We start from the raw sequence: 19,663 nt of genomic DNA, 5'->3' as shown, positions 1-19,663 counted from the left end.
ACAGATGAGCATGAAGAAGACAGCCATGGTGGCACTGCTGGCGCTGGGCGCCGTGACAGCTGCACACGCGCGCAACGACGCGCTGATGTTCCCGATCGAGGACGTGATCCAGATGGGCATGGCCGACGGCAAGCTCGACGGCAGCGTGAAGTTCTACATGTCCGGTGCGCGCACGCCCGCCATCGCCGCCAAGCTGGGCGATGACACCTCCAACAAGAAGACCAACGGCGTGGGCAAGGACGACGCCACCGCCTGCAAGTGGGCCGCGCTGTCCGCGCTGATGGCCTTCCAGGATTCGGCCAAGCAAAAGGGCGCGAACGCGGTGGTGGACCTGCACAGCTTCAACAAGCGCAATGAGGTGAAGGATCCTTCCAACTTCCAATGCGCCGCCGGCAACATCATGGCGGGCGTCACGCTCAAGGGCACCTACGCCAAGACCAAGTGATCCATCGGATGGCCACATCGACAGTCCGGCTGTTGGTGGCCACCCGCTCGGCCATGTGGAGCGCTGCCGCGCGCAGCGCGTTCGACACCTGGCTGACCGCATCGGAACAGGACCGGCTGGCGCAGTTGCAGGCGCCAGCCCGTCGTGAAGAATTCATCGCTTGCCGATATGCCCTGCGCCTGCTGCTTGCGGGTGATGAGCGGCAGATCGCGCAATGGCCTCTGGATGCGCCGCCCGGACAGGCTCCGCGTGTGCAGCACGCACCGATCGCGCAGCTCGCGCACCCTGCACATTTCGCACAGGGCGGCGACATCCATCTTTCCCTTTCTCACAGCCACGGCCTCATCGCCTGCGCTGCGGCATCGCAGCCCGTCGGAGTCGACATCGAGGTGCTGACCCGCAAACCGCGCAGCACGCTGAGCGAACTCGCGCAGCTCGCCTGCACGCCCACCGAGCTCGATCAGCTGATGCGGATCGACGATGAGCAGCAGCGCCATCTGCAATTCATGCAGTGGTGGAGTTTGAAGGAGTCGTGGTTCAAACGAGCCGGAACAGGCGTCGATTTCCAACTGCTGCCACGGCTTGCATGCCAGCCGCAGGCCGATGATTCAGACGATTCCGATGATTCCGATGATTCAGATGCACATTCATGGCGGGCGAAAACGGCGGAAGGTGAGCCTGCCTGGCTTTCTGTTTGCTCGGCGGAACCTGGCTTTCGCTGTGAGCTTGTCGACCCCTGCGGCCTCGGCTTTTTCGACGCGGGCCGTTTTGCATTGAGGCTGCAATGAGGCCGCATTGACGCCTCATCGCCTCAACCAGTCCTCAATCCACCGCCACAAGCGCTCATCATCGCTGAACGCCACGTTGAAGCGCAGCCAGTCCGTGCGCTGATCATCGACGACGAACAACTGTCCAAGCCCGAGCAGAATGCCTTCTTGAGCGGCCGCAGCCGCCATGGTCATGGAGTCGGCCACCTGCGGATGCCGCGCCCAGAGATACATGCCTTCACGCGGCTCGCAGTACAGCTCGAAGCCGAGGCGCTGCAAGGCCTGCGCGACCTTGTCATGCGTGGCCGTCAGCCGCTCGCGCACCAGCTTGAGATGCCGTCGCCAGCGCCCATCCGTGATGACGTTGAACACCACTCGCTCTGCCACCTCGGAGCTGGTCAGGCCCGAGAGCATCTTGCGCTGCGTGAGTCGCGTGACGATGTCCTTGCGCGCCAGCAGATAGCCCACGCGCAGATTGGCCGAGACGGTCTTGGAGAAGCTGCCGAGATAGATCACGCGATCGAGTTGATCGAGGCTCGCGAGCGACGCCTGGTGGTTGGCGTCCATGTCGGCATAGATGTCGTTTTCGACCAGCATGAAGTCGTGCTGCGTCGCCCATTTCAGGAGCTGGTGCATCTGCGCGAGACTGGCGCGTGAGCAGGTCGGGCTCTGCAGCCGCGGCTGCGTGAAGAAGACCGTGGGGCGAGGCAATTCCGTCGCCGCCAGCAACTGTTCGAGCCGTTGCATGTCGTAGCCCGATGGGGTGCGCGGCACGCCGATCAGCCGCGCGCCGAGCGAGCGCAGCAGCCGCATCAGATTGGGATAGCCTGGATCATCGACCAGCACCACATCGCCTGCTTGCACCAGACAGCAGGCGGCCAGCTCCAGGCCCTGGCTTGCGCCGTGCGTGAGCAGGACCTGATCGCTGCCCGCCGCAATGAGCTGGTCGTGCGCGAGGTTCTGCGCGATCGTCCGGCGCAGCGCGAGAAGACCCATGGGGTCGCCATAGCCGCTCAGCGACAGGCCCTGCGCACCCAGCTTGCGCAGGCCGCGACGCACGCCGTCGGCAAACATCCATTCATCGGGCAGCCAGCCGCAGCCGGGTTTGAGTGGCCAGTCCCGATTCTCGAAGATCTGCTGGAGATACCAGTCGGCATCGAACACCGGCCGATGGCGTGCGTGGCTGGGCCTGTCCGGCGGCTCGGCACGCATCACGCGATTGACGAAGAAGCCCGCTTGCGGCTGACAACTGAGCAGCCCCTGCGCGACCAACCGGTTGTAGGCCTCGACCACGGTGAACACGCTCACTGCATGCGTCGCGGCGAAGGCGCGGATCGACGGCAGCTTGACGCCGGGCTTGAGCGAGCGCGTGTCGATCAGCGCGCGCAGACCGTCCGTGATCTGCACCACCAGCGGCGTGGAGGAAGAGGGTTGAAGGGAAAGCATGGCGGCAGTGCGGGTGGTAGGTCGCACAGGGTTTGTGTGTAGCGAATCTACGCACAGCACAGTGCCGCCGTCTTGCGTCACATCTGTGCATGGACGAGGCAAAGGGCGGTTTTTACATTTGTTGGCTGACTGCCCGCCGGCCCAACGGTGGCGGCTCTACAGGGCCTTGATGGCGAATGTGCAGCAACGCACGCGAACGTCATCAAGGCCGGGCACCGGACTCACAACAATGAGGGAGACATTCAACATGACCACAGAAACCAGCGCCCGTCCGTACGAGACTGCGGGCAGCCACAACGCGCTCAGCAGCGCGCTCAAGACGCGCCATCTCACCATGATGTCCATCGCGGGCGTCATCGGCGCGGCGCTGTTCGTCGGCTCGGGCAGCGTCATCGCCCAGGCCGGACCGGCCACGGTGCTCGCCTATCTGGCGGGCGGCATACTCGTCATCCTCATCATGCGCATGCTCGGCGAGATGGCCACGTCCTCGCCCGACACCGGATCGTTCTCCACCTATGCCGAAAAAGCCATTGGCCGCTGGGCAGGCTTCACCATCGGCTGGCTCTACTGGTGGTTCTGGACACTGCTCATGGCCTGGGAGGCCTACGTCGCCGGCATGATCCTGCACGACTGGTTTCCGATGGTGAGCATCAACGCCTTCACCGCGCTGATGACGGCGCTGCTCATCATCGTGAACTTCCTGCAGGTGCGCAATTACGGCGAGTTCGAATTCTGGTTTGCGCTCATCAAGGTCATCGCCATCATCGCTTTCATCTCGCTGGGCGTGCTGGCGGTCTTCAAGCTCTGGCCGCTGGGCGAGACAGGGGGCTTCACGCACCTCACCGCGCACGGCGGCTTCATGCCCAAGGGCATTGAGTCGCTGGCCATTGCGCTGCTCGGCGTGATGTTCGCGTTTCTTGGTGCCGAGATCGTCACCATCGCCGCATCGGAAGCCCAGAACCCCACCGAGCAGATCGTGCGCGCCACCAACTCGGTGGTCTGGCGCATCTGCCTGTTCTACATCGGCTCGATTTTTCTGATCGTCTGCCTCGTGCCCTGGAACGACCCGCTGCTCGGGAAATCCGGCTACGGCGCCTACCGCCGCACGCTCGAGATGCTGGGCGTGCCCGGCGCGCGCTGGATCATGAGCGGCGTGGTGCTCACCTCGGTCAGCAGCTGCTTCATCTCCGCCCACTACACCTGCTCGCGCATGCTCTACTCATTGGCCAAGCGCGGCGACGCACCGGCCGTGCTGCAGCTCACCCGCCGCAACGGCACACCTATCTACGCCGTGATCGCCTCCTGCCTCATGGCCGTCGGCATCGCCGTGCTCAATTTCTTTGACTCCCTGCGCCCCCGCGACATTCTCGACATGCTGATGAACACCACCGGCATGATCGCCCTGCTGGTCTACCTCGTCGTCGCCTTCTCCCAGCTCAAAATGCGCCGCAAACTCGAAGCCGAAGGCCGCGAAATCCGCCTGAAGATGTGGCTGTTCCCTTGGCTCACCTACCTGGTCATCGTGTTCATCATCGTCGCGCTGGTGGTGATGCTGTTTGTGGACCAGTACCGGCCGCTGGTGCTGTCTACCGGTGGGGCGGCGTTGGTGATAGTGGTGGCCGGTTTGGTGGTGCATTGGCGCGCGAATCGCGGGCAACGGCGTGGGAGTGTGCCGGGATAGCCATGCTTGGCTTCCCACGATTGTGGCTTGCCAGAACCGCCGCTCTGAGTCCAAACCTGGCGGTAGCTCGATCGGTTGGACTACCGGAAAACCGCTTGCGCCTGCTCATCAAGCCATCATCAAAGAGGGGCCGAATGAAAAAGCGGCAGACCAAATGCGGAAGCTGCGGCTTTCGTCGCTGTGATCGATGCTGGAATCCAAACGTGATCACGCTTCACTGGTGTGACGTAATCTGTATGCGGGTGAATCTATCGATCGTAAAAATTTTTGCACGTTTGTTTGGATGCTTTCTCCGCTGTCCCCGGTCGATCTTCAGCTGTGGGAACGCCGCAAACCCGCATGAATATTGACATTCCTGGTCGCCCCCACTGTTCCCGCAAAAATGATGAGTTGATGGAACAGTTGCAGGTAAGCTCGAAGTTCAAGGAGAGAAGGCGATGCAAAACGGATGGAATTTTGTGTGGACAGTGATTGCGAGTAGCGCAGGTTCTGCTGCTCTGCTGGCAATCGTCGCTGGGCTTGGTAAGGCGCAAATCGCGCATTGGCTGAACAAGGATATTGAAGCGATCAAGGCCCAGCACCAGCGCGATTTGGAGAGCTACAAAACAATGCTGATTGCTCAAGCTGAGGCAATCAAAGCCAATCAAGAAGTGAAAAAGGTGGTTGCCGTCAGGCTCGCGGAAATGAGGCTCGATGCCATCAGCGGCATTCAGAACAACCTAGCTCCAATGTCAGTGATGCTCGGAATGATTCGCTCCATGCAGCAATCAAAATTACAACCGCCCTACAAGGATTTCTTAGGAGCTGGCGCGAAGTTGCACGCAGCAATAACGAGCGCCAAACCATTTTTGCGTCCGGACTACCACGAATCATTGATTACCTATGCGAATGCATTTACGCAGGGCGTGCAGAATCTCGCCCGGACTCAAACGCAGCCCAATGCGTTGGACGGGGGGGCCACGGACATTTTGGATGAGCTTTTCTCCCGGCACGGTTACTGCGAAATGCGACTGTACGAATACCTTCACAGCATGGCGGAGATGGATTGAGACGCGACAAGCATAAAAAATCGACTTACATCCGCCCATACACCGATCAGGAAAAGAAAAAGCCCACTATCTTTTGGATAGCGGGCTTTTCTTTACTGACTTGGTGCCGGAGAGATGAATCGAACACCCGACCTTCTCATTACGAATGAGCTGCTCTACCGACTGAGCTACACCGGCGAAGTCTGAGATTATATACCGAAAAAAACTTCTCGGCGGATCGTCATGGTCACTCGGCGTGGTAGCTTGTCACGCGTTCGACTTCGTTCTTGGAGCCGAGGATGACGCTCACACGTTCGTGCAGTTGGGTGGGTTTGATGTCCAGGATGCGCTGCTTGCCGTTGGTGGCCATGCCGCCGGCCTGCTCTACGAGCCAGCCCATGGGGTTGGCTTCGTACATCAGGCGCAGTTTGCCGGGCTTGTTGGGTTCGCGCTTGTCCCAGGGGTACATGAAGATGCCGCCGCGCATGAGGATGCGGTGCACGTCGGCGACCATGCTGGCGATCCAGCGCATGTTGAAGTCCTTGCCGCGCGGGCCTTCCTTGCCGGCCAGGCATTCGTCGATGTAGCGCTTGACCGGGGCGTCCCAGTGGCGCATGTTGCTCATGTTGATCGCGAATTCCTTGGTGTCGTCGGGGATGCGGATGTTGTCGCGCACCAGAACGAAGGAGCCTTGTTCGCGGTCGAGGGTGAACATCGCCACGCCGTCGCCCACGGTGAGCACGAGCGTGGTCTGCGGGCCGTAGATGCAGTAGCCTGCGGCGACCTGTTCGGTGCCGGCTTGCAGGAAGTCGTTGTCGTGCACGCCGGGGTGGCCTTCGGGCTTCTTCAGGACGCTGAAGATGGTGCCGATGCTGACGTTGACGTCGATGTTGGAGGAGCCGTCGAGGGGATCGAACAGCAGCAGGTATTCGCCTTGCGGGTAGCGGTTGGGCACCACGTAGATGCCTTCCATTTCTTCCGAGGCCATGGCCGCCAGGTGGCCGCCCCATTCGTTGGCTTCGATCAGCGTTTCGTTGGCGATGATGTCCAGTTTCTTCTGGACTTCGCCCTGCACGTTTTCGGTGCCGGCGGTGCCCATCACGTCACCGAGTTCGCCCTTGTTGACGGCGAAGCTGATGCGCTTGCAGGCGCGCGCGACCACTTCGAGCAGCAGGCGCAGCTGGGGTGGGATGAGTCCGTCGACGCGCTGCTGTTCGACCAGATAGCGCGTGAGGCTGGTGCGTTGTGTCATTTGTGGAAATCTCCTGGATGCAGAATTCTTGGTGTGGCGCTGTGATCAGTCCGCCAGCGCGCGGGTGATGACCTCGCGCACATCGTTGCTGAGGTCGGGCTTGGCGGCGACGCGTTCGATGGCGGCGCGAGCGAGCGAGCGATAGGGCTCTGCCAGCTTGCGCCAACGGTCCATGCCGCGCGCGAGGCGCGAGGCGACCTGCACGTTGAAGCCGTCGAGCTCCAGCACGCGGTCTGCCCAGTAGGTGTAGCCGGCGCCGTCCGCGCGGTGGAACGCGCCGGGGTTGGCGTTGCAGTAGCTAAAGATCACGCTGCGGGCGCGGTTGGGGTTCTTGATCTGGAAGTCGGGCAGCTTCATCAGGTCGCGCACGGCGGGCAGGATGTGGCCGTTGCGGTCGCTGGCGCCTGCCTGCAGCGCAAACCACTTGTCGACCACCAGATCCTCGTCCTTGAACAGGGCGTGGAAGCGTTCGAGCGCGGGCTTGGCGAGTTCATGGCCGGTGTTGACCAGCGCGGCCAACGCGCCGAAGCGATCGGTCATGTTGCCCGCGTCCTTGAAGCGCTGATAGGTCTTGCCGGGCCAGAGCGCGTCGCCGCTTTGGCGGGCCGCGAGACACAACATGTGCAGCGCAAGACCGGCCAGCGCGCGGCGGCCTGCGGAGATGGCGTCGGGGCTGTAGGCTCCGGGCGTCTGGTGCTCTTCGTAGGCCCAGACCCAGTCGGCGTCCAGGCTGCTCGCGAGTTCGGCGCGCATGGCTTCGCGCACGGCGTGGATGCGCTGCGGATCGACCTCGTCGAGCTGCTCGGCGATGTAGCTTTCCGAAGGAAGCGTGAGCACCAGCTCCTTGAAGGCGGCATCCAGCGTCGGGTTGCGCAGCACGTCGCGCATGGCCTGCACGAAGCTCGGCGGCAGGATGGGCTCGGTGATCTCGCCTTGTTCATTGGCGGTGATCGCGGCGTTGCCGATGGCCGCCAGAGCGATGCGCATGCCAAGGCGCTGACCGGCTTCCCAGCGGTTGAACGGGTCGATGTCGTGGGCCAGCAGATTCAGCAGATCGGCGTCGCTGAAGTCGCATTCCAGAATCACCGGCGCGCTGAAGCCGCGCAGCAGCGAGGGCACGGGCGCGGAGTCCACGTTGATGAAGGTGATCGCGAGGCTCTCGTCGGTCAGTACGATGGTGCCTTCGGTGCCGCTGGCCTCTGCGTCGCCTTGCTGCTGCAGGGGCAGGGCGGTGCCGTCAGCGCCGAGCAGGCCGAGCGTCACGGGAATGACGAACGGCAGCTTGGTCGGCTGGCCGGGCGTGGCGGGGCAGCTTTGCGAGAGCGTCAGCGTGTAGCTGCGGGCCTCTGCGTCGTACACGCCCGAGGCGCGCACGCGCGGCGTGCCGGCCTGGCTGTACCAGCGCTTGAACTGGTCGAGGTTCTGCGTGAGTGGGCTCTGTGGGTTCGCGTCGGCCATCGCCTGGACGAAATCGTCGCAGGTCACGGCGTGGCCGTCGTGGCGCTCGAAGTACAGCTTCATGCCCTTGGCGAAGCCGTCGCGGCCCACCATTTCGGACTGCATGCGCACGACTTCCGCACCCTTTTCATAGATCGTGACGGTGTAGAAATTGTTGATTTCCACGTAGCTGTCCGGGCGCACGGGATGGGCCATCGGGCCTGCATCCTCAGGGAATTGCACGGTGCGCAGCACGCGCACGTCCTCGATGCGCTTGACGGCGCGGGCGGATGCGGAGCCCGCCATGTCCATGCTGAATTCCTGATCGCGGAAGACCGTGAGACCCTCCTTGAGCGAGAGCTGGAACCAGTCGCGGCAGGTGACGCGGTCGCCGGTCCAGTTGTGGAAATACTCATGGCCGACCACCGATTCGATGTTCGCGTAGTCCACATCGGTCGCGGTGGACTGGCTGGCGAGCACGTACTTGGTGTTGAAGATGTTCAGGCCCTTGTTCTCCATCGCGCCCATGTTGAAGTCGCTGGTGGCGACGATCATGAAGCGGTCGAGGTCAAGCGAGAGGCCAAAGCGCGCCTCGTCCCAGGCGATGGACGCCATCAGCGAGTTCATCGCGTGCTCGGTCTTCTCGAGGTCGCCGGGGCGCACATAGACCTGCAGCAGGTGGTTGTTGCCCGCGCGGCTCTTGATCCGCTGCTCGCGCGCAACCAGCTTGCCCGCGACCAGCGCGAACAGGTAGCTTGGCTTCTTGTGCGGATCGATCCACTTGGCGAAGTGGCGGCCGTCTTCGAGGTCGCCCGAATCCACCAGATTGCCGTTGGACAGCAGCACGGGGTACTGGGCCTTGCTGGCGCGCAGCGTGACCGTGTACATCGCCATCACGTCGGGGCGATCGAGGAAATAGGTGATGCGGCGAAAGCCCTCGGCCTCGCACTGGGTGAAGAAGGTTTCGTTGCTGACGTAGAGGCCGGACAGCTGGGTGTTCTTGATCGGCGCGCAGGTCGTGAAAATCTCCAGATCGATCGGTGCGTCGCCCTCGGGCAGGTTCTCCAGCACGAGCTGCGAGCCCTCCATCTTGAACGAGGTGCCGCCGCCGTTGACCATCACGCGCGCAAGGTTCAGGTCCTCGCCATCGAGGCGCAGGGGCTGCGCCGCCACGTCCATGTTGCGGCGGATGCGCATTTTGCTGAGCACGCGCGTCTTGGCGGGGTCCAGGTCGAACGTGAGGTCCACCGTGTCGATCCAGAACGCCGGTGCCGCGTAGTCTTCGCGGCGGATCGCTGCCGCCGTCGGGCGCGCATCGCTAACGTCAAACATCATCGGAGTTACTCCATGTGAATTGGGGCATGCATCACACACAGCGTTGGCTTTTCAACGCTGCTGCGCAAGGCATGCAGAATTTGTTGATCTTTGTGCTTTGCATTTGCCGAGTGTCGAAAACCAGCGGTAACGCAATGATTCAGACGCTGCGGGATAGCAGGCACCACCCAGCATTGTGCCTCTTTGAAGGGGGCACAACCGTGAGCGGGGTGTTTGACAGGCGGCTGGGGGCGAGAAACGCGGGTGCGATCAGGGCCGGGGGCCGGTGAGAGGGCCTGCCGGACGCTGTCGGGCCAGCGTTGTCTTTCCGGCTTTGCATCGTCAGGAAAACGGAGGGCATTCTCCCACGCCGGGGGAGTCGTTGCGACACTCCCGCGAGAATTCGGAATCTTCCTGCGGATCACCATGCCAGCGGGGTCGCTTCGTTCGTCCAGAACAGCCAGCGGCGCAGTTCCTTGCGCGCGTCCTTGCCGACCTGCTCCGGCGCGGCCTGAGAATCCGTCAGGTCGATGATGTGGACGATGCCGGAGTAGGTGCCCACCGCCAGCCGCGTGCCGTCCGCCGATGCGGCCATGGAGCAGATCGTGCTGCCGACGTGCTGCTTCCAGCGCAGTTCGCCCTTGGGCGTGCGTGCCCAGAGATAGCCGTTGGCGTCGCCAAGGACCAGCGCATCACCCACTGGCGCGCTCGCGTAGACGCGCGCGGAGCCATCGATCAGCGTGACGGCGGGGTGCTCGTCGTAGAACTCGCTGTCGATGCCTCCGAAGGCGCTCACGTCCACCGCGATCGTGCCGCCGTTGTAGAAATGACAGGCGTTCATCGCCGCATGTTTGCCATCCGCGAAGAAGGCGGCGTGGTGAGGGTATTCGCCATGGGGGCCGACGCGATCGACCAGATCGCCGCGCGCGTTGAATACCCGGTGTCTGCCGTCCTGCGCGCCGCAGATGATCCACTGCCCGTTCGGCGACACTGCCGCGTGACACATGTCGAGGCGCACGGGGTAGGGCTCTTCCTCTTCCATGTTCTCGGCCAGCTCCTGGGCCTCGGGCAGAAGGCGCCGGATGCCCGATGCGGTGACCAGAAAGATGCCGGCGCTCTGCACCACCACCACACCGCTCGCGTCATCGAACGCAATGAGCTGCTGGATCTCGGTCCTGCCGACCTCGTCACCCGCAGCGTCGCCATCCGCTTGCGCGTCGTCGCTCGATGAGGGGTGGCCGATCGGCAGGTCTTCGTCGCCCGTGGGCAGGGGGAATTTCGCCGCAATGGAGCCGTCGTCGTTGTTCAACAGGCAGATGACGCCGTTGCCCGCAACCGCCGTCACGCGCTGCATGGGGCTGGAGCCGAACATCTCGGCATCCGGCATGTCCGTCACCTGCAGCCCGTGGACCATCACCACGCGTCCGGGTTCGTGCCAGGCTCCGGTGCGCACCATGAGGCCGCCGTTGGCAAGCCAGGCGAGTGCGCATATGCCCTGGCTGTTGTCCTGCAGCAGCGACTGTGTCGCCTCGTGCATCGGTGGCCACTGCTCGCGGAAGGCGGCGATGGCTGCGTCGGTGCCTTCCGCGTTGGCTGCGCGCAGCGCGCTCATCATCTCGGGCAGCAGCGGGGCGAACTGGGGTGGCTCCTTGGGATCGCCCATGCCCTTCCAGCCCTTGGCGTCGCCGCGCGCGATGTATTCGTTGAGGTGTTTCGCGTAGGCGTGGACGGATGCTTTCCACTGCGAGGACGATGCGGAGGCAGGGCTCATGGCGGTCAGAGATCGTTGGAGGAAGTTGCCGTTGTACCACCATGAAAAGACTGGAAAGCATTCCATGGGGAATGCCGGGGCTTGCCAGACGTCGTGCAGGTTTTCTGCATGCGGGCCTTGATCTCGACGCCGTCTTCGGCTGTGGCGTTCGGCTCACGCGCTCGCCGGGCTGCGTTGGCCCGCTCCGGGATGCCGGGCATGCCCGGATGGCTCTGGGCCATGAAAAAAGCCAGCCTGGGACAGGCTGGCCTTGCGTTGGCTGCGCGCGATGCGCAGTTGCCCGGATCAGACGCCTTGCTTGAGCGAGGCTTCGATGAACACGTCGAGATCGCCGTCCAGCACCTTCTGGGTGGCCGAGACTTCGACGTTGGTGCGCAGGTCCTTGATGCGGCTGTTGTCCAGCACATAGGAACGGATCTGGTGGCCCCAGCCCACGTCGGTCTTGGTGTCCTCGAGCTTCTGCTGCTCTTCCATGCGCTTGCGCATTTCGTAGTCGTACAGGCGCGAGCGCAGGCGCTGCCAGGCCACGTCACGGTTGCTGTGCTGGCTGCGACCGTCCTGGCATTGCACGACGATGCCGGTCGGAATGTGCGTCAGACGCACGGCCGAGTCGGTCTTGTTGATGTGCTGACCACCGGCACCGGAAGCGCGGTAGGTGTCGGTGCGCACGTCGGCCGGGTTGATGTTGATCTCGATGGAGTCATCAATCTCGGGGTAAACGAACAGCGAGGCGAACGAGGTGTGGCGACCGCCCGACGAGTCGAAGGGGGACTTGCGCACGAGGCGGTGCACGCCCGTTTCGGTGCGCAGCAGACCGAAGGCGTACTCGCCTTCCACCTTGATGGTGGCGCTCTTGATGCCCGCGACGTCGCCCGGGGTTTCTTCTTCCACCGTGGTCTTGAAGCCCTTGCGCTCGGCGTACTTGAGGTACTGACGCAGCAGCATGCTGGCCCAGTCGCACGCTTCGGTGCCGCCGGCTCCAGCCTGGATGTCGACAAAACAATTCAGCGGATCGGCTTCCTGGCTGAACATGCGGCGGAACTCGAGTTCCTCGATCAGCGGCTGCAGCTTGGCGGCTTCGCCTTCGATAGTCTCCAGACCCGCTTCGTCGCCTTCTTCCTTGCTCATTTCATAGAGCTCAAGGTTGTCGGTCAGCTCGCCCGTGAGCTTCTGGAGCGTCAGCACGACAGAGTCGAGCGACTTCTTTTCCTTGCCCAGTTCCTGGGCCTTCTTGGGGTCGTTCCAGACGTTGGGGTCTTCGAGCGATGCGTTTACCGTGCGCAGGCGTTCAAACTTTGCATCGTAGTCAAAGATACCTCCGAAGCTCTTGCGTCCGGGTGGACAGGTCTTCGAGGGTGGTGCCAATCAGGTTGATGCGTTCTGCGTCCATTTTCGTAATCCTTGGGTTTCGTACCTTTTCGGTACTTTGTAAGCAACCCATTATTTTCTCATGGATGGAGGAGTAGCCTCTTTGGGCGTGTGATTGGTGACATCGCGGACGTGCTTTCCGTGCCGGGTGACAAACACCGGACTAGGGTTTGTACTGCCCCCAAATTCACCTATTTAGGGGATATGCGCGAGGACAAATGATCCCTAGCATTCCCTCATCTCCGCTCTCGGTTACGTTTGTAGCAAGTCATGTCAAAACCGGTCCTGCCCACTGTCATCACGCCGTTGGGTGCCGCCGTCCTCGTGGTCGAGGATGAACCGCTGTTGCAGCATCGGCTGCAGCGAATTTTTCATAATCTGGGTTTCCTTGCGCAGAACATTCAAGTCGCCGCTTCCATTTCCGAGGCCCACGCGCTTCTTGACAGCCGCAGCTTTTCGATGGCCTTCGTCGATCTCGCTCTCCCCGACGGGGAGGGCGAGAAGCTGATTGCCCACATGCACCGGGTTCATCCCGCCATCTGCACGCTGGTGGCATCGGCCTGGCGCTCGTCGGCCGCCGTGCTGGGCGCATTGCGCTCCGGGGCCAGCGGCTATTTGCACAAGGAGCGCGATGATGCCGAGGTGCAGGAGGTGGTGAGCTGCGCGCTGCGCGGCGGGGCGATGATCGATCCGATGATGGCGCGCGAGATCCTGCGCGATGATTCATCCGGCGTCGGAGCGGCCGCGACCACCTACCGGCTCGACGTGATCGATCTGGCCCTGCTGAGCCTGACGGCGGAGGGCTGCAGCCACCGGGAGGTGTGCAGGCGGCTGGCCTTTGACCGGCAAGGGATGGAGCAGCGGGTGCGCCGGATGTATCTGAAACTGCATGCCTGAGCCGGGATGGGCTCGGTCCACCCCCGCGTTTGTCCTTGGCGTCGTGGCAGGTGTCGATTTGTGACCTAACATCGACACCGTGCCTTTCTCTTACTTTTCCATATGTCCAAGATGGTGAATCCAGTTCCTCCCTCAGGTGCTCCGGCGTCCTCCAGTGATGCGGCTCTGCCGGTTCCGGTGCTGGTGGTCGAGGACGAGCCGCTGCTGCAGCGCCGTCTGCAACTGGTGCTGCAGCAACTGGGCTACTCTCCGAATGACCTGGTCATCGTCGATTCGCTCAAGGCGGCGCGGGAGTTTCTGAGCCATCAGCCGGTGGCGCTCGCGCTCGTCGATCTGGTGCTGCCTGATGGCAATGGCCGCTCGCTGATCCTGGAGCTGCGTGCCGAAGACCCGGGGCTCGGGATTCTCGTGGTGTCGGCCTGGAGTTCGGAGGAAGCGATCCTCGGCGCGCTGCGCGCCGGGGCGACGGGTTATGTGCTCAAGGAGCGGGACGATCTGGAGGTGTCGCTCTCGATCCGCAGCGTGCTGCGCGGGGGCGCGCCCATCGATCCGTTCATCGCGCGGCGCATTCTTGAGCTGTTGCCGGTGACCGCGCCGGATTCGCCGCAGACGCCGACCAGCGAGGTCGAACTCACCGAACGCGAATGCCTCATCCTGCGCCATGTGGCCGACGGGCTCACCAACCGCGAGATCGCCGAGCGGGTGATGCTCTCGCGCTTCACGGTGGATACGCACATCAAGCGCATCTATCGCAAGCTGGCCGTGTCTTCGCGGGTGTCGGCGGTTCAGCAGGCGAAGGCGCGGGGACTGCTCGAGTGACGGGAGTCGGGCGCCCGGTTGCCGCATGGCGGGCGTTGCTTGGCGCGCTCGTGGCGCTGGTGGCCATCTTGACCATGGCGGCCCCGGTGTCGGCATGGGCCGATGCGCCGGCACAGGCATCAGCGCCCGCGCTGTGCGAGCCCAAGGTGCTGTCGGTGCTGATGGCCCTCGACCCCGTGCCGGAGCGGTCTCTGGATGGCCGGCAGGCGAGTCCCAAACCTTTTCCTCCCGCGACCGGATGGCAGACCGTGGAGCTGCCGCACAAATGGCCGCGGGTGACGGGCGACAGCATGCACACCGCCTGGTATCGCATCGACTGGCACAGCGCGTGCAAGGCCGACGATGGTTCCATGCAGCAGGTGGCGGTCGGATTGTCGGCGGTCAGCTCGGCCGGAGCTCTCTACAGCAACAACGATCTGCTGTGGACCGATGTCTCGCTGGTGGAGCCGCTCTCCGCGAGCTGGAACATGCCGCGCTGGTGGTTGCTGCCGCGCACCACGCTGCATTCGGGCGTGAACACGCTGTGGCTGAGGGTGACCGGGGTGAGCCAACTGGAGACGGGCGTCGGCAAGCTGTACATCGGCTCGCCCACCCATGTCCGCGAGAAGATTGAAGACCACACCTGGCGCCAGCGCACGGCCTACCTGATCACGTCGGTGATGTCGGGCGCCGTCGGCTGCATCTTTCTCGTGGTGTTCGTCATGCACCGCCGCGAGCGGGCCTATGGTTGGTACGCGCTGATGTCGATCATCTGGGTGGGCTACATATGGACGGTGCTGGCCACGGACAGCTGGCCGTTCGCACGAGCCCTGTCGGTCACGCGCACCAACGTCTGCCTCTTCATCGTCTATGTCGCATGCTTCTGCCAGTTCAACTGGGAGTTCGGAGGCATGCGCTTTCCGCGCGCGCAGAAGCTGCTCTGGGCGAGTGTCGTTGTGGGCTGCGCTCTGGTTCTCTTCATGCCTGCGGACCAGGTGCGCGGCGTCAACGAGGGGGGCTGGTTCACGTCGGTGGGGGTGTTCCTGCTGGTCTGCATCCAGTTCCAATGGCATGCGTGGCGCACGCGTGAACCGCGGCATCTGCTGCTGGCGGCATGCTGGCTGGTGTTCATCGTGGTGGCGTTCCACGACATATTCGTCGTGATGGGTACCTGGCGCGGCGGAGAGAGTCTGTCCGCACTCTCAGGGCCGATTGCCACGGTTTTCATGGCGCTGCTGCTGGGCAGTCAGCTGGGCTCGCAGATGCGCCGGATCGCGCTCTTCAACGACGAACTCACGATCAAAGTGAATGATGCGCGGCATGATCTGTCACAGGCGCTTGAGCGCGAGCATGTGCAGCGCCTCACGCATGCCAAGACGCAGGAGCGCCTGGAGATCGCGCACGATCTGCACGACGGGCTGGGCGCGAGCCTGGTGCGCTCGATGGCCATCGTCGAGCAGGCGAGTCAGCCCTTGCCCAACGAGCGGGTGATGTCGCTCTTCAAGGTGCTGCGCGACGACCTGCGGCAGGTGATCGACTACGGCTCGAGCGCCGGCGCTACCGTGCCCCAGACACCGGTGGAGTGGATGGCGCCGCTGCGCTACCGGTTCACGAACATCCTCGACGATCTGGGCATTGATTCGCAGTGGCTGGTGCCCCAGCAATGGAAGGGCAAGCCGAGCGCGCTGCAGTGTCTGGCGCTCACCCGCGTGGTGGAGGAGGCGCTGTCCAACATCATCAAGCACAGTCGCGCCCACCGGGTGCGGGTGACCGTCGATGTGAGCGATGACGAGCGTCTCACGTTGAAGATCGAGGACGATGGCGCGGGATTCGACGTGGCGGCGGTTCAGCGCGCCGGGCTCAGCGTGGGCGTGCGCAGCATGGAGGCCCGCGCCCAGCGCATGGGGGCGGACTTCTGCCTGACTTCCCGCCAGGGCGAGACGGTGCTGATGCTGGTGCTGCCCCTGCAGCCGACGGACGCGGTCGCCTGACGAGAGGCCGCTCAGGTCAGGAACGTTTCGATCAGGCGTGCGACGGCTTCAGGCTGATCGTGGTGCAGCATGTGGCCCGCATCGCTCACCTTGGCTGAACGGGCGTCGCGCACATGGGCGAGCCGCTGGTGGAACTCGGTCAGCGAGTAGGCTCCGCCGGACCATTTCTCGATGTGGTTCTCCTCGGCCTCGATCGACAGCACGGGTGCGGCGATGGCCTCGTACAAGGCCAGCATCTCGTCGGCGCGAAACAGCATCGGCGTGATGATCTTGTGTGACGCCGCGCCGAGGATGTGCCACTTGCCGTCTTCGTCCGGCGCGGCCCAGTGCTGCGCGAGCCACTGCGCCTTGTCGGCGGAGATGCGCGGGTTGGTCTTCATGAGGCGCAGGGCCACGCCGTCGCGGCTGTCATAGGGCTTGAGCGCCATATCGCCGCGTTCATACTGGCGCAGCTCGTCCATCCATTTCGCGTAGCGCGCGGGGGCCTGCGCAGGTCGCGAGGCCGCGAGACCGAAGCCTTCCAGATTGACCAGGCGGCGAATGCGCGCGGGGCGTGCGCCGGAATACATCATGCTCACATTGCCGCCCATGCTGTGACCGACGAGGTCGACCGGCGCATCGGGCGAGAAGTGGTCGATCAACTGGTCGAGATCGGCGAGGTAGTCGGCGAACACATAGTGGTCCTGCGCATGGCCCGGCATGGAGTGTCCGAAGCCGCGCCAGTCGGGGGCGATGATCAGGCGGCCGCTGGCGAACGCGTCGCTGAACGCATCGACCACGAACTGGTAGGACGCGCCCACGTCCATCCAGCCATGCACCATCACAAGCGGTGGCAGCGCCTTGGCGGCCCTTGCTGCGGGGTCGCCCCAGACGCGCACGTGGTAGCGCATGTTGCGCACGGGTACGAAGAGCGGGCTCGCGGGGCGTTGTTCGGTATACATGCCGCGCATTATCGACATGCGACGCTGCTGCGGGTGTCACCAAAGTTTCGTCGGACTCCGCGCGGCGTGCCACGCGCCGGCGAGATGTTGTCTATGATTTCCGCTGCAAGTCCGTCGTTGAATGAAACTCCATGAATCTGATTTCCCTTGGTCAAAGCGATTTGAAGGTCACGCCCATCTGTCTGGGCACGATGACGTTTGGTGAGCAGGTCTCGCAGCAGACTTCGCACGTGATCCTCGACCGTGCGCTCGATCGCGGCGTGAATTTTGTCGATACGGCCGAGATGTATGCCGTGCCGACCCGCCGGGAAACCGCGGGCGCGACCGAGACCATCATCGGCAACTGGTTCGAGGCCAACCCGGGCGTGCGCAACCGCGTGGTGCTGGCAAGCAAGGTGGCCGGGCCATCGCGCGCCACGCCCTGGATCCGCGAAGGCGCGGGGATGACGGCGGCCGACATCATCGCGTCGTGCGAAGGCAGCTTGAAGCGGCTGAAGACCGACGTGATCGACCTCTATCAGATCCACTGGCCCGAGCGCCATGTGCCGGCGTTTGGGCTGATGTATTTCGACCCGAAGAAGGACGCGAGCGAAACGCCGATTCTCGAGCAGCTGAAGGCGCTCGACCAGTTGGTGCGCGCCGGCAAGGTGCGCTACATCGGCTTGTCGAACGAGACGCCCTTTGGCGTGCACGAGTTCGTGAAGCATGCCGAGCAGCTCGGCCTGCCGCGCGTGGTGTCGGTGCAGAACCCGTATTCGCTGCTCAACCGCAGCTGGGAGAACGCGATGGACGAGAGCTGTCATCGGCTCGGCGTGTCGCTGCTCGCGTATTCGCCGCTGGGCTACGGGTTGCTGTCGGGCAAGTATGACGCGAGCGGCACTACCGGAGCGGGCGCTCCGGCCGAGGGGCGCCTCGCGATGTTCGAGTCCATGCGCAAGCAGCGTTGGGGGCGCAGGGAGTCGTGGGAGACGGGCAAGCTCTACAACCAGCTCGCGCGTGACAACGGCCTCACGCCCACGCAGATGGCACTGGCCTTCTGCTACACCAAGTGGCAGGTGGCGAGCACGATCCTTGGCGTGACGACCGTCGCGCAGCTCGACGAGGACATCGACATCTGGGGCACGCAGCTCTCGCCCGAGGTGCTGCAGGGCATCGACGCGATCCGCAAGCTGCATCGCGATCCGGCGCAGTGAGCGTGAAGACGGATTGAAATCATGGGCAAGAAGGACAAAGCCAGCCACGTCAGCGAAACCCCCGCCACGCAGTTGCTGCGCGCGAGTCAGGTGGAGTTCACCGAGCATCCCTATGAGTACGTCGAGCACGGCGGCACGGAGCACAGTGCCGAGTGTCTCGGCCTCGATGAGCACCACGTCGTCAAGACGTTGGTGATGCAGGATCAGGACGCCAGGCCGCTGATCGTGCTGATGCACGGCGACTGCAAGGTTTCGACCAAGAACCTCGCGCGCCAGATCGGCGCCAAGAGCATCGAGCCCTGCAAGCCCGAGGTGGCCAATCGGCACAGCGGCTATCTGGTCGGAGGCACCTCGCCGTTCGGCACCAGAAAGCAGATGCCGGTCTACATCGAGCAGAGCATTCTGGAGCTGCCGCGCATCGCCATCAACGGCGGCAGGCGTGGATTTCTGGTGCAACTGAACCCGCAGGTGTGTGTGGATCTGCTGCAAGCCAAACCGGTGCAGTGCGCGCTGGCAGAATAGCGGATTGTCTTCCTATTCTTGTTCCTACCTCTTCAGCTGAACGGACCCCGTGAGCCCCATCGTACTTTCCATCGTCGTCACCATCGCGGCCTATCTCATCGGCTCGCTGTCGTTCGCAGTCATCGTCAGCCGCGTGATGGGGCTGAACGACCCCCGCACCTATGGCAGCGGCAACCCCGGCGCCACCAACGTGCTGCGTTCGGGCAGCAAGCCGGCGGCGATCCTGACCTTGTTGCTGGACGCCGTGAAGGGCTGGCTGCCTGTGGTGCTGGTGCGCTGGTTTGGTCAGCCTTACGGACTGGAAGAGGGCACGATTGCCGCAGTCGGTCTGGCGGCGTTTCTCGGTCACCTGTGGCCGGTGTTCTTCAAGTTCAAGGGCGGCAAGGGCGTGGCGACCGCCGCTGGCGTGCTCATCGGCATCAGCGGCTGGTTGGGGCTGGCGACGCTCGCCTCGTGGCTGATCATCGCGGTGTTCTTCCGCTACTCGTCGCTCGCGTCGCTGGTGGCGGCGGTGTTTGCGCCGTTCTTCTATGTGCTCGGCGGGGGCGTGGCGTGGACCATGGATCCGCGCATCGGCGTAGCCATCGCCATCATGTCCGGCTTGCTCGTCTATCGCCACAAGGAAAACATCACCCGATTGCTCGCCGGAAAAGAATCCAAGATCGGCTCCAAGAAGAAGTCTTCTTGAGTTTTTTTGGTTTTGTTCGTCACTCGTTTTGAGGTGACGATACAGCCCCTCATGCGTCGTTGCGAAGCCTTGCCGTACGAGAGTACTGATCTGCGGCTTCGCGCCTAGCCTGAGGGGCTGTCTC

Annotated in this window: 17 protein-coding genes and 1 tRNA gene; 10 read left to right on the top strand and 8 right to left on the bottom strand. The window is 63.4% G+C overall.

The genetic code is table 11. The annotated features are described in order from the left end of the window. Window positions 1–4 precede the first annotated feature (4 nt). Together ISG32_RS19380 and ISG32_RS19375 are read left to right on the top strand one after the other, a co-directional pair. Window positions 5–445 carry an excinuclease ATPase subunit gene (locus ISG32_RS19380; RefSeq protein WP_228529945.1) on the top strand — a complete coding sequence of 147 codons (441 nt, stop codon included), beginning with the start codon at window positions 5–7 and terminating at the stop codon, window positions 443–445. 8 nt (window positions 446–453) lie between these two features. After that, entirely contained in the window at window positions 454–1,233 is a 780-nt protein-coding gene (locus ISG32_RS19375; protein ID WP_194772667.1) for a 4'-phosphopantetheinyl transferase family protein, read from the top strand. A gap of 15 nt (window positions 1,234–1,248) precedes the next feature. On the opposite strand, the gene ISG32_RS19370 is transcribed toward ISG32_RS19375, so the two are convergent. Beyond that, window positions 1,249–2,658 (bottom strand): aminotransferase-like domain-containing protein, encoded by a 1,410-nt coding sequence (locus ISG32_RS19370; protein WP_194772666.1) that lies wholly within the window; start codon window positions 2,656–2,658, stop codon window positions 1,249–1,251. 247 nt (window positions 2,659–2,905) lie between these two features. Between ISG32_RS19370 and ISG32_RS19365 the strand changes: the two genes are divergently transcribed. Then, the gene (locus ISG32_RS19365) at window positions 2,906–4,339 is read left to right on the top strand and encodes an amino acid permease (protein WP_194772665.1); all 1,434 of its coding nucleotides are present in this window, start codon (window positions 2,906–2,908) and stop codon (window positions 4,337–4,339) included. A 437-nt stretch (window positions 4,340–4,776) separates the two neighbouring features. Next, complete coding sequence (locus ISG32_RS19360; protein WP_194772664.1) at window positions 4,777–5,388, top strand: hypothetical protein; 612 nt, start codon at window positions 4,777–4,779, stop codon at window positions 5,386–5,388. Between the two features lie 101 nt (window positions 5,389–5,489). Here the strand turns inward: ISG32_RS19360 and ISG32_RS19355 are convergent. The 6 genes from ISG32_RS19355 to prfB form a co-directional block, all read right to left on the bottom strand. Beyond that, a tRNA-Thr gene (locus tag ISG32_RS19355) sits at window positions 5,490–5,565 on the bottom strand. A 49-nt stretch (window positions 5,566–5,614) separates the two neighbouring features. Next, window positions 5,615–6,619, bottom strand: a complete 1,005-nt coding sequence (locus tag ISG32_RS19350) for a class 1 fructose-bisphosphatase (protein WP_194772663.1) — start codon at window positions 6,617–6,619, stop codon at window positions 5,615–5,617. A gap of 45 nt (window positions 6,620–6,664) precedes the next feature. Continuing rightward, window positions 6,665–9,388 (bottom strand): aminopeptidase N, encoded by a 2,724-nt coding sequence (gene pepN / locus ISG32_RS19345; RefSeq protein WP_194772854.1) that lies wholly within the window; start codon window positions 9,386–9,388, stop codon window positions 6,665–6,667. Window positions 9,389–9,791: 403 nt separating this feature from the next. Beyond that, window positions 9,792–11,141 (bottom strand): WD40 repeat domain-containing protein, encoded by a 1,350-nt coding sequence (locus ISG32_RS19340; protein WP_194772662.1) that lies wholly within the window; start codon window positions 11,139–11,141, stop codon window positions 9,792–9,794. A 5-nt stretch (window positions 11,142–11,146) separates the two neighbouring features. Then, on the bottom strand, window positions 11,147–11,362 hold the full coding sequence (locus tag ISG32_RS19335) for a hypothetical protein (protein ID WP_194772661.1): 216 nt from the start codon (window positions 11,360–11,362) through the stop codon (window positions 11,147–11,149). Between the two features lie 64 nt (window positions 11,363–11,426). Next, a protein-coding gene (prfB, locus tag ISG32_RS19330) for a peptide chain release factor 2 (RefSeq protein ID WP_194772660.1) occupies window positions 11,427–12,531 on the bottom strand; the annotation gives its coding sequence in 2 pieces (ribosomal slippage) (window positions 11,427–12,449 and window positions 12,451–12,531; 1,104 coding nt in all). Window positions 12,532–12,779: 248 nt separating this feature from the next. Here prfB and ISG32_RS19325 point away from each other — a divergent pair. The 3 genes from ISG32_RS19325 to ISG32_RS19315 all read left to right on the top strand — a co-directional run bounded on the left by ISG32_RS19325 (window position 12,780) and on the right by ISG32_RS19315 (window position 16,195). After that, on the top strand, window positions 12,780–13,406 hold the full coding sequence (locus ISG32_RS19325) for a response regulator transcription factor (RefSeq protein ID WP_194772659.1): 627 nt from the start codon (window positions 12,780–12,782) through the stop codon (window positions 13,404–13,406). A 111-nt stretch (window positions 13,407–13,517) separates the two neighbouring features. After that, window positions 13,518–14,225 (top strand): response regulator transcription factor, encoded by a 708-nt coding sequence (locus ISG32_RS19320; protein WP_194772658.1) that lies wholly within the window; start codon window positions 13,518–13,520, stop codon window positions 14,223–14,225. Beyond that, complete coding sequence (locus ISG32_RS19315; protein WP_323745959.1) at window positions 14,222–16,195, top strand: sensor histidine kinase; 1,974 nt, start codon at window positions 14,222–14,224, stop codon at window positions 16,193–16,195. The genes ISG32_RS19320 and ISG32_RS19315 overlap by 4 nt, the downstream gene beginning before the upstream one ends. Before the next feature lie 11 nt (window positions 16,196–16,206). Here ISG32_RS19315 and ISG32_RS19310 read toward each other — a convergent pair whose 3' ends face one another. Beyond that, complete coding sequence (locus tag ISG32_RS19310; protein ID WP_194772852.1) at window positions 16,207–17,136, bottom strand: alpha/beta fold hydrolase; 930 nt, start codon at window positions 17,134–17,136, stop codon at window positions 16,207–16,209. Between the two features lie 131 nt (window positions 17,137–17,267). Here ISG32_RS19310 and ISG32_RS19305 point away from each other — a divergent pair, with 131 nt between their 5' ends. The 3 genes from ISG32_RS19305 to plsY are packed head-to-tail and all read left to right on the top strand — an operon-like array spanning window position 17,268 to window position 19,539. Continuing rightward, window positions 17,268–18,329 carry an aldo/keto reductase gene (locus tag ISG32_RS19305; RefSeq protein WP_194772657.1) on the top strand — a complete coding sequence of 354 codons (1,062 nt, stop codon included), beginning with the start codon at window positions 17,268–17,270 and terminating at the stop codon, window positions 18,327–18,329. Between the two features lie 21 nt (window positions 18,330–18,350). Beyond that, entirely contained in the window at window positions 18,351–18,851 is a 501-nt protein-coding gene (gene ybaK / locus ISG32_RS19300; protein ID WP_194772656.1) for a Cys-tRNA(Pro) deacylase, read from the top strand. Window positions 18,852–18,900: 49 nt separating this feature from the next. After that, window positions 18,901–19,539 carry a glycerol-3-phosphate 1-O-acyltransferase PlsY gene (gene plsY, locus ISG32_RS19295; protein ID WP_194772655.1) on the top strand — a complete coding sequence of 213 codons (639 nt, stop codon included), beginning with the start codon at window positions 18,901–18,903 and terminating at the stop codon, window positions 19,537–19,539. Window positions 19,540–19,663 lie beyond the last annotated feature (124 nt).

The sequence above is a fragment of the Diaphorobacter caeni genome (assembly GCF_015354245.1).
In the GTDB taxonomy this organism is placed as follows: domain Bacteria; phylum Pseudomonadota; class Gammaproteobacteria; order Burkholderiales; family Burkholderiaceae_C; genus Diaphorobacter_A; species Diaphorobacter_A caeni.
Note: the sequence above shows the minus strand (reverse complement) of the source record. Positions and strands in the feature narration are given on the sequence as shown.

Excerpts from the sequence above, each read along its gene's own strand:
- ISG32_RS19380 (WP_228529945.1), top strand. The coding sequence starts at position 5 with ATGAGCATGAAGAAGACAGCCATGGTGGCACTGCTGGCGCTGGGCGCC.
- ISG32_RS19375 (WP_194772667.1), top strand. The coding sequence starts at position 454 with ATGGCCACATCGACAGTCCGGCTGTTGGTGGCCACCCGCTCGGCCATG.
- ISG32_RS19370 (WP_194772666.1), bottom strand. The coding sequence starts at position 2,658 with ATGCTTTCCCTTCAACCCTCTTCCTCCACGCCGCTGGTGGTGCAGATC.
- ISG32_RS19365 (WP_194772665.1), top strand. The coding sequence starts at position 2,906 with ATGACCACAGAAACCAGCGCCCGTCCGTACGAGACTGCGGGCAGCCAC.
- ISG32_RS19360 (WP_194772664.1), top strand. The coding sequence starts at position 4,777 with ATGCAAAACGGATGGAATTTTGTGTGGACAGTGATTGCGAGTAGCGCA.
- ISG32_RS19350 (WP_194772663.1), bottom strand. The coding sequence starts at position 6,619 with ATGACACAACGCACCAGCCTCACGCGCTATCTGGTCGAACAGCAGCGC.
- pepN (WP_194772854.1), bottom strand. The coding sequence starts at position 9,388 with ATGTTTGACGTTAGCGATGCGCGCCCGACGGCGGCAGCGATCCGCCGC.
- ISG32_RS19340 (WP_194772662.1), bottom strand. The coding sequence starts at position 11,141 with ATGAGCCCTGCCTCCGCATCGTCCTCGCAGTGGAAAGCATCCGTCCAC.
- ISG32_RS19335 (WP_194772661.1), bottom strand. The coding sequence starts at position 11,362 with ATGGCCCAGAGCCATCCGGGCATGCCCGGCATCCCGGAGCGGGCCAAC.
- ISG32_RS19325 (WP_194772659.1), top strand. The coding sequence starts at position 12,780 with ATGTCAAAACCGGTCCTGCCCACTGTCATCACGCCGTTGGGTGCCGCC.
- ISG32_RS19320 (WP_194772658.1), top strand. The coding sequence starts at position 13,518 with ATGGTGAATCCAGTTCCTCCCTCAGGTGCTCCGGCGTCCTCCAGTGAT.
- ISG32_RS19310 (WP_194772852.1), bottom strand. The coding sequence starts at position 17,136 with ATGTATACCGAACAACGCCCCGCGAGCCCGCTCTTCGTACCCGTGCGC.
- ISG32_RS19305 (WP_194772657.1), top strand. The coding sequence starts at position 17,268 with ATGAATCTGATTTCCCTTGGTCAAAGCGATTTGAAGGTCACGCCCATC.
- ybaK (WP_194772656.1), top strand. The coding sequence starts at position 18,351 with ATGGGCAAGAAGGACAAAGCCAGCCACGTCAGCGAAACCCCCGCCACG.